The organism is Streptomyces sp. Wb2n-11 (assembly GCF_001049855.1).
Classification (GTDB): domain Bacteria; phylum Actinomycetota; class Actinomycetes; order Streptomycetales; family Streptomycetaceae; genus Streptomyces; species Streptomyces altiplanensis.
In genome coordinates this window covers 6,711,085-6,726,216 of record NZ_CVPB01000001.1, presented here as the reverse complement: position 1 = coordinate 6,726,216, position 15,132 = coordinate 6,711,085, and the positions used below count along the sequence as shown (strand labels likewise).

Genomic DNA, 15,132 nt, shown 5'->3' with positions numbered 1-15,132 from the left:
ACGAGCGCGGGACCGAGCACTTCCCCACCTTCACCGGCACAGCCGCAGCCCTCATCAGCTACCGGCAGACCCGCCGAGCGAAACGGCGCCACACCCGCCGGCCCCGACGCGCCGGAGCCCCGGCATCACCATGCGGCACAGCGGCCTCCCTGCGAAGGTCGCGTCCGAGCGCCCCCGTGGAATGCCGGAACAAAGGAGGCCCAGGGCCCAACGGGACAGACCGCCCCATTCGAGTTCGTCGTCGCCGTACCAACGTCCGGCCCATCGGTCGGCCGCATCGCGGCTCACGCGCCCCTCCGCCACACCAGCGAACCACGCCTCGATCTCGTCCGCGTTCGGCTGGTCACCACCGCTCATGGACTCACCGTATCCAGGCAGGGCGGACGTTGTCCGAGTCGGATCCCGACTGCGGCTCGGCCGGCCCGCGGAGACAGGCAGGCCCGCCGGAGCCGACCATCCGTGTTGTCGCCCGCCCGGTCTGCCGCTATCGAGGTGCGATCGCCTCGACCCAGTCGCCGACGGTGACAACATCCGCCCACTGCGGGAACAGCCGCTCGGTGAGGACCCGGTGCACCTCCGGGTCGGTGTCCAGGCAGGCGTCGGAGAGGACGGTGAGGCCGAGGTCCAGGTCGTTCGCCCGGCACAGGGTGGACAGCACCACAGCACTGGTGGCGATGCCGGTGAGCACGAGGCTGTCGACACCGCGTGCCCTCAGCACCACGTCGAGATCGCTGCCCGAGAACGCGCTCGCCCGCCTCTTGGTGACCACCACGTCACCCGGCCGGGGCGCGACCTCGGGGTGGATCCCGGTGCCTGGTGCGCCCTCGACGTAGAGACCGGCCTGCGCGATGGCGGTGAGAGCCCTGCTGCGCGTGCCGACTTCCGGGAAGCCAGCACGTAGCGCAATGACCACGTAGACCACGAGGATGTCCGCCGCCCGGGCCCCGTCGATCGCCCTGCGCAGACGTGACAGATATCCGGAGTCGCCGCCTGCGATGTCCACAATGGCCTGTTGAACGTCCGTCACAAGAAGGGCGCTGCTCATGTCGCCTCCAGGAACGAAGCCAATTCGCCTTGAAACAGGTCAAGTTCTGATGTCCGACTCCTACGCGGCCCCGAGCACGGTGGTGATGAGCCCGTCGGGCAGGACGAGCGGACACGGGTTCCCAGCCGGCAGTTCGTGCGACGCATGGTGGGGGCCTCGGGCTGGGCTGTCGGCCTGTGTGTTCTCCAGACAGCGAGGCGGCCTTCGCCCGATCATGTGCCCCGGCCACGGGGCACCGACCACGCCGAAGACCGTGAGGCGGGTCTGCTGCCCGATGCTGCGACAGCGGCGGGCCGGTGGCGGCCCGGGACGAACGGACGGCCGCCGACGCACGGGCCCGGAGCTTCGCCCAGCCGGAGACCTGCCTCGAGCCGACGGCCGCCACCCGCACCGCCACGGCGAACTGCGGCGCCCGTGGGAGGAGCCGGCTGCACCGGCCGGCTCACCCCGGCCCGGCACCGGACCAGCACCGGACCAGCACCGGACCATCTGGTGTCGGATGGGGAACAGGGCCCGCCCGACACGGCGTGCCAGCGGGCTTGCCGAGGTGAGGCGCCGATGTCCTGGGGGTCCAGGCCGGCCGACTGGGCGATGCGCGGCGCGGGAACCCCTGCGGTCAGGTCCCGGCGCCACCGGGCGTGGTGCCGCCGGCGCCCCGAGCCGTCCCGGGCGAAACCGACGACGACCTCCACGACCAGCTCGGGGCGAACGAGGATGACATGCGGAGCCTCACGGGTCCCCGCCCCTCGGAGAATGACCGCCGCGTCCACGGGTGCTCACCCCGGCCGGGGTGAGCACCGGCGTATCCGGACGCCCGCCGGCGTCCTTGTGGCCCAGCAGCGTGCGGGGAGCGGCCGCGGCCCCGGTGGACGCGCCGACGACGGCGTCCTCGGTCTCGCACGCCTTCTCCTTGCGCCACCCGCGCGGAGGGCTCGCAGGCGCCCTTCCACGGCGCCCTTCCACCTCTTGCAGACCCCCTTCGAGACCAGCCGCTTCCGGACGCGTCCGGAAGCGGCCCCGGTCAGGCCCCGGGCCCGGCGCGCACGATGCGGGCGACCATCTCCTTGGCCACGGCCGGCGGGTCGGCGTCGGCGGCGAGGCGGACCGGTCCGGCCGGGTCTGCCGGACTGCCGGACCTGGACCCGCTCCAAGAAGCGCAGCAACTCCTCCCGCGACCGGGTTACCGGACACACGGTTCCGCGGCCCCGCGTACAGCTCAGGCGTTCGCGCGGCGGCCTTCGGCTTGGGGGCCGTACCAGTCCAGGCACAGGACGGTGGCGTCGTCCCTTACATGGCCGTCGCAGGCGTCGGTGACCGCGGCGACCAGGGTGCGCACGACCTCGCGGGGGTGCTCGGCGGCGGTCTTACGGAGGAGGCCGGGCAGGTCGGCGGTTTTCGCTTGGCGTTCCTGCATGCCGTCGGTGTAGAGCACGAGGCGGTCGCCGGGGCGCAGGTCGAGGTCCTGCACCCGGTACGGGCCCTGCCCGGCGACGCCGAAGGGCAGGTCCGCGGCCGGGTGCAGTTCGTCGACTGTGCCGTCGCGCAGCCGTAGCGGCCCGGGGTGGCCGGCGTTGACGAGCTGGGCGCCGGTGCCGTCCAGGGCGATGCGCAGCAACTGCCCGGTGGCGAAGGTCCGTCGGCCGTGGTCGAGGAGGGCCTGGTGTGCCTGGCGGGCCTGCTCGGCAAGGTCCGCCCCAGCACGGCGGGCGCCGCGGGAGGCGTTGACCAGAAGGGTGGCGATGAGCGAGGCGTCGACGTCGTGGCCCATGGCGTCGGTCACGGACAGGTGCAGGGTGTCGTGGTCGAGGGTGTAGTCATAGGTGTCACCGGCGATGTCGGAAGCCGGGACCAGAGCGCCGGCGAGGGCGAACTCGGCGGCCTCGCATGAAGGAGCCGAGGGCAGGAGCTGGCGCTGGATCTCCGCGGCCAGGCTGACCGAGGTGGTGCGGTTGCCCCAGTGGTAGAGGTCGGTGAACCGGCGGTCGGTGACGATGATGTACGCCAGTGCGTGCGCCGCCTCTTCGACCTGCTCCAGCACATCCTGAGTGACCTCGGCGAGAAACAGCTCCAGGACCCCGATGGTGTCGCCGCGGTTCGTGACGGGGGCGAGCACCCGCTGCCCCCGCTCCCCCTCCGGCGTCCGCATCACCTTCTGGGCGCGCAGGACCTCGTCGTAGATGCTGCCGGCGAGAGGGACCTGATCGGCGTGGCGCCCCTGTTCCCCAGCCGTCTTCTCACTGACCCGCAACAGACGTCGACCGACAAGGTCGACGAACAGGAACGACACGTATCTCACGCCGAACCGGTCACGCAGATTGCGCGCCACGACATCGAGGGAGCCCACCGGCGCGGCATCCTCCGCCGCTGCCAGCACCTCCGCCAGTCCGATCCGATCACGCACCACATCTGCCTCCTTCACGTTGCGGACTCTTCTGCCCACTGTCTCCACAGGCATCACAGTTGCGGCACATGCTTCAGCGCGTACGTGCTTCGGCCGGAGAGCAAAGGTTCGGCGGCACGCGCCCGAAGTTCGCTGTCGCAGGACAGAGGACACCAAGGGCTCTCCCCTGGCTCTTCCGTTCCAGCCGGCCCCAAGCCGTACAGGACGCGCCGACGCCCCGACGGCGGATGGCGCAGTGGACACGGCGACTGATCCAGTAACGGCTTGAAGGCCGTGCCGGTCGGCCCCTGTCCGGGCGGCGCACACATCACCGGCAGAGCAGGGCCAGTGTCCAGCGCTGTCATCAGAGGTCTTCTTCTGGAGCAGCAGCAAGGATGCTCCGGTGTCCGCCCGCTGGGCCAGTCGCTCAGACAGCGCCCTGACCCGCCCATCGTCACCGTCCTACACGTCCCGCACGATCCCGCCGGTCAGCACCAATCAGCACCGACGCGTTCATGGGCGGTCGTCCCTCTCCCTCGGACCGAGCGCCCTGACCTCGCACACGTACCCCCCTGTCGCTGGAGCAGCTCATCGGCTGGGTCCCTCTGTGGTCGCGGTGTCGCCACCCCCGCTCCAGGGCCGTGTCCGAGCTGTTCCCAGGAGGACGGGGCTCGGGTGCTCCCTCTCGGCCCGAACACACGAGGGGCCCTGGTGCTGGATGGCACCAGGGCCCCGGGGGTCAACACCATCTACCGGCTGTTTCTGCGCCGGATTCCTGTTTCCGCCTCTCCGCCCAGGGGGACGGGCGGGGATTCGGGGATCGCTGTCGCGTGACCGGGGACCACCTTCCTTTCGGGGGTCTTCGGTACCCGGGCGGACTCTTCCTCGCCCGGGCGATCCTGATGGCGTCCGCCTCCTTTTCCTTGCGATCAACCTGTCGTACTGCTGGAACCACGGAACCGCTCGCGGTCCCTTTGAGCCGTCGGCCCGGCAGCCGACCTCAGAACCCTGGCGCATCCGGCCCTGAGGTGCCGCTGCCGTGCCACAACTCACCCGAGCGTGCATGCGCGGCGGTTCTGCTCTGCCGCGCCTCTGCTTGCGGCCCTGACTACGAGCAAAACCCTACCCCGCCACACAGCAATGTCTACTACCGACACAGCAGATTTCCTCTCGTCGAAGGCGCTGGGATTCCGCCGTCCCCGAGTGGAAGCCGCCTGTGCGGGCGCGCCCGTTCCGCAAACCGGCACAACCGATCCAGGTGGGGTGCACGTGCGTGAACGACACGAAAATGGCCAACTCGAGCACCTCGCACCGGACGACGGGTGACGGTACGGCCGATGCGCATCGCACCCGTGCCGTCGCCCGAGCATTCACCGACAGCCTCACCCCCGCGCCGACCGCGACACGGTGAGCACCGCAGTCGGCGACCCCGGCCCCGCTCCTCCGCGCGAGGTCGCCTTCGACCTCAACGGCGGCAGCGCGACCATCACAGCCGGCCCTGGCTCCGGTAGCACGATCAGCGCCGTGCCGGCCCGGACCCATGGCACCCCGGCGGGGTGAGCGGATGCGGCGGAGCAGGGACGGGCGTGGTTCCAGCAGGACAACGGAGTGCATGCGTCCATGCGTCACAGGCACAAAGAACTCAAGGTGGCGCGTACGGCCTCACCGGGGGGCCAGTCAGCTCAGTCGTCTCGCCTCGGTCGCGGCACTCCGGGAAGCATGACCCCTGGTGGGGATACTTTCGACAGAGCGGGCAGACGGCGAGTAATAGATTCGTCCAATGCGTGCCGCGAGAGCATCAGCCTCCTGCAGGGGTGCACAACTGTTCATGGGAGTGACGGCCGTATGGACCTCGCGGGACCACCGGAGGGCCCTCTGCGTGACCTGCCGGTCCAGGTGGCTGAGGCCACAGAAGCTTTGGTGACCGCATGGACACAGACGTCTCGCACCTCCTCGCCCCGGCTGTCGGCGCCCCAGTGGGAAGCACTGCTGATCTTGCGGCGCAAGCCGGGCGTCAACCTCACACGGCTGGCCGATGAAGTCGGCGCCACTCCACCTGCTGTCAGCAGGCTGTGCGATCGCCTCGAAGCAGCCGGCCTGTTGCGCCGCGAACCCGGCCGCACCAGTCGGCGGGAGATCGAGCTGGTCCTGACGCCGGCGGGAAACGAACTGATCGATGCCTTGCTCGCCCGCCGCTGCGCACGGTTCGGGGAGGTGCTCAGCCGAATGCCCTCAGCCGAACGCACGGGCCTCCTGAACGGATTGCTGGCCTTCTCGAGGGCTGCTCAGCTCACCGAGACCGACCAGGCGGAGGGGTAGCCGACCGGCCCGTCGGAGCAGCGGAGTGCCGGTCACGCAGAGGCGGGCCTACCGCGTCAGTCCACGCACACGACGGCGGCGTCCTGTGCGAGGTCGTGACTGCCGTGGTACTGCACCAGTCCGTCGACCACGGCGCGTGCTGTTTCGTGCGCCGACGAGCTGCGCGTGGCAGCGATGGTCTCGCGCAGAGCGTCCTCACCGAAGAACCTGCCGTCCTGCGACCGGGCCTGGTGCACGCCGCTGCTGACGACGACCAGGCGGTCTCCCGATTCCACGGTCAGTGACTGCTCGTAGTACTGCGTTTCCTCGAACATGCCCAGTGGCATCTGCGCGTCCAGCCCGATCAACTCCACCACCTCCTGCCGCAGGCGGAAAAGCTGCGGGGAGCCCGCGTCGACCACCTGGACCTGCCCGGTGGCCAGATCGAAGCGCAACAGGAGGGTCGCCGAGTGGAGCGCTCCCGCGTACTCACCGTAGATCGCCTGGTCGGCGAGGGATGCCTGGTCGGCGAGGGAGATCCCGGCCCTGCGCGCGTTGCGCAGCGCGCTGACCGTGAGATTGGTCAGGAGGGCTGCCTGGATTCCCGTCCCTTTGCCGTCGGACACCGTGATGGTGAGATGGTCGTCGGTGCTGGTCCAGTCGAAATTGTCCCCGCCGATCGCATAGGCGGGTTCGAGGTGGGCGCCGAGGGTGTAGTCGTCCTGGATGAACCCTCGGCCGGGCAACAGCTGCCACTGCATTTCCGCCGCCAGGGTCAGACGCCTGCGCCTGCGGCCCTGAAGGTAGAGGTCGGTGTCTCGCTCGGCGACGAGCAGTTCATGCCCGATCGCCGTGGCGAAGGCCGCCAGCTCCAGCACGCCCGGAGTTCCCTTGGCCGGCTCCGGCAGATGCACGGACAGCACGCCCAGCCGGTCTCCGCGCACGGTGACGGGAAGGTGCACGGTGACCATGCCCGGCTCTGCCGTGACCTCCACGACCGCGGCCTCCGTCGAAAAGGCGCGGCCCGCCGGGTGCTCTCCGCGCACGGGCACCGCTTCTCCCGTGTGCGGCAGGCAGGTCACGGGTTGGAGCGAGGTCAGACCGTAGTCGGCGAGCAGCAGGCTCACCCAGCGGGCGTCCAGGTAGGCGGCGAGCAGGGAGCGTGCCGTGGACAGCAGACGGGTGGGCGGCGCCGCCCTCAGGGCGCTTTCGGCCGCGCCGAGCCAACCGCTGGACAGGTCAGTCATGATCTCTTCTCTCATCGCCCAGCATCAGGCTGCACGTGGATGGCGAAGGTGTCGATCACCACGGCGCGTTCACCACACCCTCCATCCTGCCTCCGATGGACCCGCATGGCCATCATGAGCAACGGGGACCGTCAGCCTCGTACCGGAGAAACGGTGGGCGAATCCGGCAGCACCGGAACGGTTGCCGGGCGGCAACGGTACCGGTCGTCGGTGGCCCCGGGCAGGCGGGCTGCACGCACGCGTGTTGCTTGATCACCACCCCGCCACTCACCGGCGAGTGTGCCGACGTCGGCGCGGTGCTGTGCCCGGCCCCCGAGGGGCGAAGGCCCTTGGCCTGATGGGGGCTCATGCGCCACCCGTGCAGTGACGCGGACGTGGCCGACGGAGTCTGCGGCTTTACTTCACTGGCTTCCAGGTTCCGTACGGCTCCGAGATGAACAGTGCGTCCGTCTCCTGGATGGCGATCGTGATTTCTGGCGCGGCAATGACCACTTCGCTCTCGAGGAGGTCGTTGCTCTTGACGGACCGTTCTCCGTAACAGCTCGCGATGGCTCCTGGATTGACCCCTGTGGTGCGACAGGTGCCTGGAAGCACAAAGCCCACGGCCGGGCCGACCAACCGGTCCTGGTGCCGCTGTTGCGGTTGTTTCGGCATGGAGCAGCGGCGAGCCGTGATGCGGGACGGGCCGGCAAGCCGCGTCAACCGGTGTGGGGCAAGCTCTGGGCGATGCCCGCAGAGCGCTCTTGCCCGCTGGCCTCGACGGCAAGGCCGAGGTTTGCGGCGGCGGCTCGGAAGGCTTCCAGGCCTTCGGCCAGTGCCGCCAATTGCGACAGGGACATCTTCTGCAGCACCGTCTCGACCTCACTTGCCCGGAAAGCCCGGAACTCGGCGAGCACAGCGCGCCCTCGCCGGCTCAGTCGCACCTCGATCTCTCTGCGACTGGTCGTACTCGGGTATCGCTCGACGAGCCCGGACGCTTCCAGACGGTCGCACAGACGGCTCACGGATGACGGCCGAGTCCCGAGTGCCTCGCCCAACGCTCGCAGGTTGAGACCCTCCTGGCCTTCGAGCGTCGTGAGCGCACGCAGCTGCGAAGGAGAAACGGGACCCGAGGGGGCGGCTTCCTGCCCACGTCCCCAGAGCATTTGAAGGAGCTCCGACACCGCGCATGCGGCGTGAGCCACCTGACCATGATCAGCGGAATGCAGAGTGCGGGGCATTGCACCATTCTCTCACCCGGGAGAGTGATTTGTCAGCTCCCGCCAATTCGTCCGGCGTCCACATGCGTGCCGTCTCTGCCGTTGGGGCGGCTGCCCTGCCTGCCCAGCCTCCGGCTCCGACTCCGGCTCCGGCTCCGGCTCCGGCCGTGCGGCTGTCCCACCTCGACCGGCAGGGAAAAGGCCGCTGAACCCGCACCGGCCTGCAGCCGTTCATCAGGGTGTTGTCGGACCGGCCGGGCGGAGAAAGGCGATCAGCCGGATGGGGGTTCGTCACCCAGTTTTTTTCCGGGAGAGCCGGTGCCCACCTCGCGTGTGTCCGGCACGGGCGTTGCCGGTGCGAAAGCCAACGGGGGCCGAACGGTTCAGCAATGCGAGCAGGACCGTTGCGCGACAGGCGCTGGGGCGGGGTCCGGTTCCTGAGGAGCACATGCTCCGGTGTGCACCGGAGCAGTCAGTGGGCGCGGACGTGGTCACGGCTGGTCACGGCTCTTGGCTTTCCGGCCATCGAAAAGGCGTGAGGGACGCGGTCAGGAAGGGGACGCCCAGCGGTCGCGGCCCCGCGTCCCGAAACGGGCAGCATCACGCACCGCTCCCGGTGATGCGGATGGCCAGAGCCAGGGTGTCGTCGGAGTGGAGGACCACTGAGCGCGTGTCGGCCGCGAGGGATCCGGGGATCTCAGCCAGCTGCCTGGACGCGTGCCGGCGCGCCGTCTCGATGAGGCGCCTTTCGCCTTCGATCGGGTCTCTGCGGCTCTCGGTGAGACCGTCGGTGTAGAGGATCAGGAGGTCGCCCGGGCCGATCCCGGCGTGCAGGACCTGCTCGCTGCCCGGCAGGGGGAAGCCGATGCCTCTGCCTCTCACCTCGAGGTAGCGGGCCTGTCCGTCGCTCCGGAGCAGGAGCGCGGGAGGCGCAGCACATGTAGCCGTTGCGCGCCAGCTCACGGGCGGCCGTCACCACCCGTGTCTGATCGACGAGGCCGAAGCCGGCAGCGAGGGTCGCCGCCCGCACCGCATGGCGAACCGCAAGCAGGTCTTCCTCGGTGGTCAGTGCCACCTCGGTAATGGGTTCCTTCGCGGCGCAACTGGGTGTGGGGCAGCTCTCGGAAGGGACAGGAACGGGAGCGCCGGAGGTCGTCTTAGCGAGGTGCGTCATGTCGGGCCCCTTCCGGGGGCTGCGAACTTTGGTGCCAGCCCAGGGCAGCCATGCCCTGTTCAGCGTTGAGAGCCGTTTCCACGCCGACGAGTTCGATCCCGAGTTCGACCAGCGTGATAGCGACGGGCGGCCGCATCCCGGCCACGATCACGCGTGCACCCAGCAGCCTGGCCATCGTGGTCGACTCCATGAGCGTACGCGCTACGAACAAGTCGATGATCTCGAGCCGGGAGATGTCAATCAAGACGTCGCGTACGCGGTCGGCCGAAATGCGCTCCGTGAGCCCGTGCGTGAAGGTCGGAGCGGCTTTGTCGTCCAACTCGTTGAGCAACCCGGTGATCAGCACGTCGCCCAGGCGCAGAAGGGGAACGCCGCTCGAACGGCCGGTCACCGAGGGGCCGGTGCGTCGTACGGGACCAGAGAGCCGGCAGTGAGTTTGATCGCCTCGGACAGAGCGTCCGCGAGGGTGGCCCGGGTCATGATCGTGGGCAGGTCGATGCCCAGTTGGGCGATGGTCTGCGCGATCGGCAGCGGACTCCGGAGGCCGGCGACGACAGCAGCGACCAGAGCGTCGGCCTCCCCCACCCTTTCCCCTCACCGCAGGCCGTCCTCCGACCACCGGCATGATCTGTCGGCCGGTCAGTAGCCGTGCCCGATACGCCGACTGCCCCTGCTGCGGGCTTCTGCGCAGCTTCACCCTTCCCGTGTGCGCTGAAAGGTGAACAGGCGAAAGGGTTTCCTCCCGTTCGCAACCAGCACCCCCTCCCCTCGCAACCGGCTGCTCCCGGAGCCGGAACTCCGGCTCTCAGGAGGTCAGTTGGATCTGAACCTTCACGCTCAGCGGACCGGCAAGGCCCCCCTCAGGAGCACTGTCCGGAATCCGTGCGGCCGAACCAGTCCAGGCACAGGACCAGCGCGTCGTCTTCAGCGTCCGCGTCGCGGTACGACGCCAGTTCCCGCAGAAGCGCCCGCGGCACCGCAGCAGCCGGCAACAGGCCGGCAGACTGGATGGCGCGTGCCAGAGCGCGCTCCCCGTACGCCTCGCCGGTCCCGGAGGGAGCGCCGTAGACGCCGTCGCTGACGAAGATCAGGCGGTCGCCGGGCAACACTTGGAACTCCTGGGCCACATATGCGGTCTCGTCGAACATTCCCAGCGGGAGCTGCGCCTCGAAGTCGACGTGCTCCACGACCTTGCCCCTCTGCCGCCACAATTGAGGTGATCCGGCATCCACTACCTGCCCGCGCCCGGTGGCCAGCTCGAAGGACAGCAGCAGGGTGGAGACGTAGACCTCTCCGCGGTACTGCGCGTAGACGGCCTGGTCGGCCAGGGCGGCCTGATCGGCGATGCCGATGCCGGCCCTGCGGGCATTGCGCAGGGCGTTGACCGCCAGGTTGGTGAGCAGGGATGCCTGGATCCCGTCACCCATGCCGTTGGTGACGCTGAGGGTGAGGCTCTCGGCCGTGCTCGACCAGTCGAAGTTGTCGCCGTGGATGTCGTAAGCAGGCTCGAGCTGCGCCCCGATCGCGTACTCAGGACGCGCACAAGCCCTGGCGGGCAGCAGCTGCCATTGCATCTCCGATCCCAAGGTGAGGCGGGTGGCGCGCCGGGCCTGCAGGTACAAGTCCGTGTCGCGCTCGGCGACAACGATTTCATGCCCGAGCACTTCAGCGATCTCGGTGAGTTCCGCAACGGTGTCGGGCGTGCATCTGTGTTCAGGAAGACGCACGGTCAGGATCCCGAGCCTGTCTCCGCGGACCGTCACCGGCAGATGCAGATCAACGGCCCCGTCTCGGGCCACGTACTGGCCGAACGGCTCCTGACTGCCGAACGCGCGGCCTTCCGGACTGGATTCCACCGACAACGGCTGCGCCGTATGAGGCAAGGCCGTCACCGGTTGCAGGCAGGTGAGGCTGTAATCGGCCATCAGCAGGTCGACGTCAACGGCCTCGTAGTACTCGATCAAGGCGGCTCGCACTCCGTCGAAGAGCGCGTGGGGTGCGGCCGACCGTACAGCTCGCCCCGCAGCCAGAAGGTTCTTCACAGTAAGACCATTTCGCATAAAAGTGGATCAATCAGGAAGCATAGGCAGGCACCCAGCCGAGGGAGGCGGAGTGCCTGCCTATGCCCTGAGTGCCCCCACAAGGGCCCTCTACGACTACAGGAGTCGCCTCAAAATATTGCCCCACGGCAAATATTTACCTCATCGAAGCGTCGACGCACCAGGCAGGTGTGTGTCCACGCCACGCGGCCTGTTCTCAGGCGGGAGGCCGGAGACTGCCGCGTCAGGGGCTCCGCCGACGCCCGCAGGGCGCGCAGCCCGGGCGGTGCGGTGACACGCTCTTCGGGTCCGCAGAGGAACAACATGTGGGCGTGCGACGCGCTGAGCTGGGCGTTCAAGCCGAAGAATGCACGAGTTAGTTCTCTGCGGGCCCTTACGAGCTGGTGCGTGATTGCGGGTGAGCGCGTCAGCGGCGGGGATGGCACGACCCGATCGTGGCGGCCCGGGGAGTTCTCGCGCATCGGCTGTTCACGGGGTGTCCCGTCAGCATCCGGGCCGTCTGACCGAGGAGTCGGCCGCTCCTGGCCGGCCACTGCCGAGGGGAGTCGTCACGGCACACGTGGCGGGGCAAGGGAGCGTACGGCAGGGGCCGGTGCCCGGCATCGGCCGGCCTTCGTGGACCGCTCGGTGGCCACACTGGTTCACCTGCGGCACGATGTGCCGCACTCGGTGCTGGAGTCGGCTGTTCGGTGTCGGCCGCTCCACTCGCCCGGGTCGTCGGGGAGGCACATACGCTGCCTGCCGATCGGGGCTGTGCGGTCCCCGGCCGCCCCGGACTGCGGCTTCGGACCCCGGTCGAGGTGTTCGCCCATGCGCGGGACGAGGGCATCGAGCTGCGGCTGGACGCCGCCGGGGTCCAGGTCCGCCGGCCTGTGGCCGGCCGCGGCGGACGACGCGCGTTCTTCTGCGGGAGGGAGCAATGGAACACGGTGAAGGCCACCGTCGTGTCGCCGACCACCGCGATCACACGTTATGGACCGATGCCCTGCTGCCTGGGCGGACGCATGACGCGACCACCGCACGCACCGCACGCACCGGTTTCCGTTTCCAGGACTCCCCCAACGTCGAGGTGCTGCTGGACGACGGCTGCCCCGGCCTCGGACGTGGCCACCCCGGACGGGCGATCCCCCGCCCGGAAAGCCGAACGAGATCATCCCGCCCGAGGTCCACGAAGCCCGTCGGTGAGTCCACCACCCCCACTCATCCCGACGCGTCACCGTCGAACACGCCCTCGCCGACCGCAAACACGGGAAGCAGCTCCTTCGCTGGGCCCGACAACGGCTGACACCGGCCCGCAGCCCAGGCCCCACGCATGCACCAGCTCGCTATTCGGCCGCGGGCCCGGTGGGGACTCGGGCCTTGACACGCTTGCCGGAGGGCTCGCGCTGTGCCGCGAAGTCCTCGCACACCGCGGTGACGATCTCCAGGCCGTGCCCACCGACCCGGGCCGGATCGGCGGGCAGGACGAGCGGCAGGACCGGGCTGGTGTCGGACACCGTGATCTCCAGGACCGGACCGGACAGCTCCACCTCGACGGCACAGGGACCCGGCGCGTACTTGCGCGCGTTGGTCACCAGCTCGCTGACGACCAGCTGGGCGATCTCCGTCAGCCGGGGCGAGACCTCGATCCAGCCGTCCCTGTGCAGCTGGGCCAGGAAACCGGTGACGAACCGCCGGGCGTCCCCGATCACCCCGGGCGTCACGTCGAACGCCTCACCGGCCCACACGCACCGGCCCGCGAGCACCGGCCGGCCCGGCACCGCACCGCCCACGGCGCCCGGGAAGTCCCGGCGAGCGGGCGAAGCGGCAGCACCGGCGCCGGCCGGCTCCCCCGTCGCCCGGTCGCTGTCAGCTCGCCGGGCCTGCGGACGGTGGAGGTTCTGGTCGCCGTTCATACCTGAGCACGTGCCCCGTCCGCCGCCCGTCAACCAAGGAAAGAAAACCTCGTTGAGTACCCCCCACGCCCTCATGTAGTCACCCGGAAAACGGAGAACCGGACGCGGAACAGCACCCGCAGGACCGACGCTGCTCACACGGCTCGCGGACCACACCGGCCACGCCGTGGACAGCACAGTGGAAGGCATCTGGATCCGGTCGCCCGCACCGCCCGCCGTGGCGCCCCCGGTGCCGCCACGTTTGACCCCACCCGGTCCATGCCCCGAGGCCGACCGACGCGGTTTGAACCGGGCAACGCGCACAGACCCACCCTGGCCAGAAACGCGGCGCCTGATCGCTGTACGAGTGAGCCGTGCGCTGCGTACCCGGCACTCGGGTCCGAACCTTCGTACCGTTTTGGCCTGTTCGGCGGCCACCCGCGCCGTCCACGAGGTCCGGCCGCTCCCGGCGGCCCGTGGATTCGCCGTCGTCGGCCACCCTGGCCTACGCCCTCGTACCCCGGCGGACGTCTTCGCGTACGCGTCGGCCGAAGGCGTCGAGCTGCGCATCGAGGGCACGGAAGTCCAGGTACGCCGCCCACGGGCCGGCAATCCCGGCCGCCGCGCCTCCGTCTCGGGCAGGAAGAAGACGAGCACCGGGAAAGCCGTTCTCATCACCGGCGGGAAGGGCCGCACGCTGGGGGCGGGGGCCTTTCGCCCCGGCCGCCCACTCGCGATCGCCTGATTGCCATATACGCAGCAGAAGAGCCTGGACTCGCACGCCTGCCCGATGGGAGACCATCTAGGGTGTGCGGCATGACGTTGCAGCTTGTTCAGGTGAACTTCAAGGCCCGGGACGACTCGGCGCTCGGCCGGTTCTGGGCGGAGGTGCTCGGCTGGGGTGTTTCCAGTGAAGGGCCCGGCGTCACCAACCTGGAACCCGTGGGCTTCGACTGGCCGGATCCGTCCGCCGTCTGCATCGATCTCGTCCGCGTCCCGGACCCGGAGACGGTGAAGTACCGCGTGCACATCGAGCTCGCCACCACCTCCGACGCCCATCAGGCGGAGTTGGTAGCACGTCTGAAGGAGCTCGGGGCGACGCCCGCCGATGCGGGCCGGGACGACGCGCCGGGTACGGTGATGGCCGACCCGGAGGGCAACGTGTTCAGCGTCCTGGAGCCCCGGGAGCTCTACCGGGACACCGGGCCGATAGCCGCCGTGGTCGTCGACTGCGCCGACCCACGGGCCATGACCCGGTTCTGGGGCGAGGCGATCGACTGGACCGTCCACGAGCTGACCGACGACCGCGCTCTGCTGCGCTCCGTCAAGGGCGTCGGACCGTACCTGGAGTTCCGTCGCACGCCCGACGACGAGGTCGTATGGAACCGCATCCATCTCGACGTGATGTCCGACCCCGTCGAGGACCAGGCGAGGGAGGTCGCCCGGCTCGAGGACCTCGGCGCGGTACGGGCCGACGTGGGTCAGGGCGACGTCTCCTGGGTCGTCCTGGCCGACCCGGCGGGCAACGAGTTCTGCGTCCTCGGCCGGGGCTGACGCGTGACTCCGTCCGCTTCCTCACAGCGGCGCGGCAGTCCGCGGCGCCGGGCCCTGCCCTCCCCGGCCCGCCACTGCCACATGGCCTGGCCAGGGCCGCCCGCCTGCCTGACCGTCCTGCGGGCCAGGGGGCCGGACGGGGGAAGAGGAGAAACGGGTCCTCCCGGCCCACCCACCCCGGCCTCGCCGGAATCAGACGCCTGATCACCCGCCTCACCCACCGCCGGCCCGCACCCGTCACGACGAACAACGCGGACACAGCCCACGAAACCAGCTGAACGTCAGCGCAGGCACCGTGGCG

12 protein-coding genes and 2 pseudogenes are annotated in these 15,132 nt (G+C 69.8%); 4 read left to right on the top strand and 10 right to left on the bottom strand.

What is annotated here, in order from left to right; genetic code table 11:
- Positions 1-54: 54 nt before the first annotated feature.
- The 3 genes from BN1555_RS38600 to BN1555_RS30770 all read right to left on the bottom strand — a co-directional run bounded on the left by BN1555_RS38600 (position 55) and on the right by BN1555_RS30770 (position 3,449).
- Complete coding sequence (locus BN1555_RS38600; RefSeq protein WP_141662916.1) at positions 55-357, bottom strand: hypothetical protein; 303 nt, start codon at positions 355-357, stop codon at positions 55-57.
- A 127-nt stretch (positions 358-484) separates the two neighbouring features.
- On the bottom strand, positions 485-1,045 hold the full coding sequence (locus BN1555_RS30775) for a cysteine hydrolase family protein (protein ID WP_093802410.1): 561 nt from the start codon (positions 1,043-1,045) through the stop codon (positions 485-487).
- Positions 1,046-2,261: 1,216 nt separating this feature from the next.
- Positions 2,262-3,449: a PP2C family protein-serine/threonine phosphatase gene (locus BN1555_RS30770; RefSeq protein ID WP_176710183.1), complete on the bottom strand. Its 1,188-nt coding sequence runs from the start codon at positions 3,447-3,449 to the stop codon at positions 2,262-2,264.
- Positions 3,450-4,832: 1,383 nt separating this feature from the next.
- Between BN1555_RS30770 and BN1555_RS40815 the strand changes: the two genes are divergently transcribed.
- Together BN1555_RS40815 and BN1555_RS39215 are read left to right on the top strand one after the other, a co-directional pair.
- The gene (locus BN1555_RS40815) at positions 4,833-4,985 is read left to right on the top strand and encodes a hypothetical protein (RefSeq protein ID WP_255306270.1); all 153 of its coding nucleotides are present in this window, start codon (positions 4,833-4,835) and stop codon (positions 4,983-4,985) included.
- A 360-nt stretch (positions 4,986-5,345) separates the two neighbouring features.
- Entirely contained in the window at positions 5,346-5,744 is a 399-nt protein-coding gene (locus tag BN1555_RS39215; RefSeq protein WP_176710182.1) for a MarR family winged helix-turn-helix transcriptional regulator, read from the top strand.
- A 56-nt stretch (positions 5,745-5,800) separates the two neighbouring features.
- On the opposite strand, the gene BN1555_RS30760 is transcribed toward BN1555_RS39215, so the two are convergent.
- The 7 genes and pseudogenes from BN1555_RS30760 to BN1555_RS30720 form a co-directional block, all read right to left on the bottom strand.
- Positions 5,801-6,970 (bottom strand): PP2C family protein-serine/threonine phosphatase, encoded by a 1,170-nt coding sequence (locus BN1555_RS30760; RefSeq protein ID WP_255306269.1) that lies wholly within the window; start codon positions 6,968-6,970, stop codon positions 5,801-5,803.
- A 698-nt stretch (positions 6,971-7,668) separates the two neighbouring features.
- The gene (locus tag BN1555_RS30755) at positions 7,669-8,190 is read right to left on the bottom strand and encodes a MarR family winged helix-turn-helix transcriptional regulator (protein WP_093802406.1); all 522 of its coding nucleotides are present in this window, start codon (positions 8,188-8,190) and stop codon (positions 7,669-7,671) included.
- Between the two features lie 579 nt (positions 8,191-8,769).
- Entirely contained in the window at positions 8,770-9,132 is a 363-nt protein-coding gene (locus tag BN1555_RS30750) for a SpoIIE family protein phosphatase (RefSeq protein WP_093802404.1), read from the bottom strand.
- A gap of 194 nt (positions 9,133-9,326) precedes the next feature.
- Positions 9,327-9,734, bottom strand: a complete 408-nt coding sequence (locus BN1555_RS30740; protein ID WP_093802403.1) for an STAS domain-containing protein — start codon at positions 9,732-9,734, stop codon at positions 9,327-9,329.
- A pseudogene (locus tag BN1555_RS30735) lies at positions 9,731-9,898 on the bottom strand (anti-anti-sigma factor); the annotation flags it as partial. The pseudogene BN1555_RS30735 and the gene BN1555_RS30740, both read right to left, overlap by 4 nt.
- A 305-nt stretch (positions 9,899-10,203) precedes the next feature.
- Entirely contained in the window at positions 10,204-11,403 is a 1,200-nt protein-coding gene (locus BN1555_RS30730) for a PP2C family protein-serine/threonine phosphatase (protein ID WP_093802400.1), read from the bottom strand.
- Between the two features lie 1,325 nt (positions 11,404-12,728).
- On the bottom strand, positions 12,729-13,298 hold the full coding sequence (locus tag BN1555_RS30720; protein ID WP_255306268.1) for an ATP-binding protein: 570 nt from the start codon (positions 13,296-13,298) through the stop codon (positions 12,729-12,731).
- Positions 13,299-13,713: 415 nt separating this feature from the next.
- On the opposite strand from BN1555_RS30720, the pseudogene BN1555_RS30715 reads away from it, so the two are divergent.
- Positions 13,714-14,004, top strand: a pseudogene (locus tag BN1555_RS30715) (IS5/IS1182 family transposase); the annotation flags it as partial.
- An 89-nt stretch (positions 14,005-14,093) separates the two neighbouring features.
- Complete coding sequence (locus tag BN1555_RS30710; RefSeq protein ID WP_093802399.1) at positions 14,094-14,831, top strand: VOC family protein; 738 nt, start codon at positions 14,094-14,096, stop codon at positions 14,829-14,831.
- The last annotated feature ends 301 nt before the right edge of the window (positions 14,832-15,132 follow it).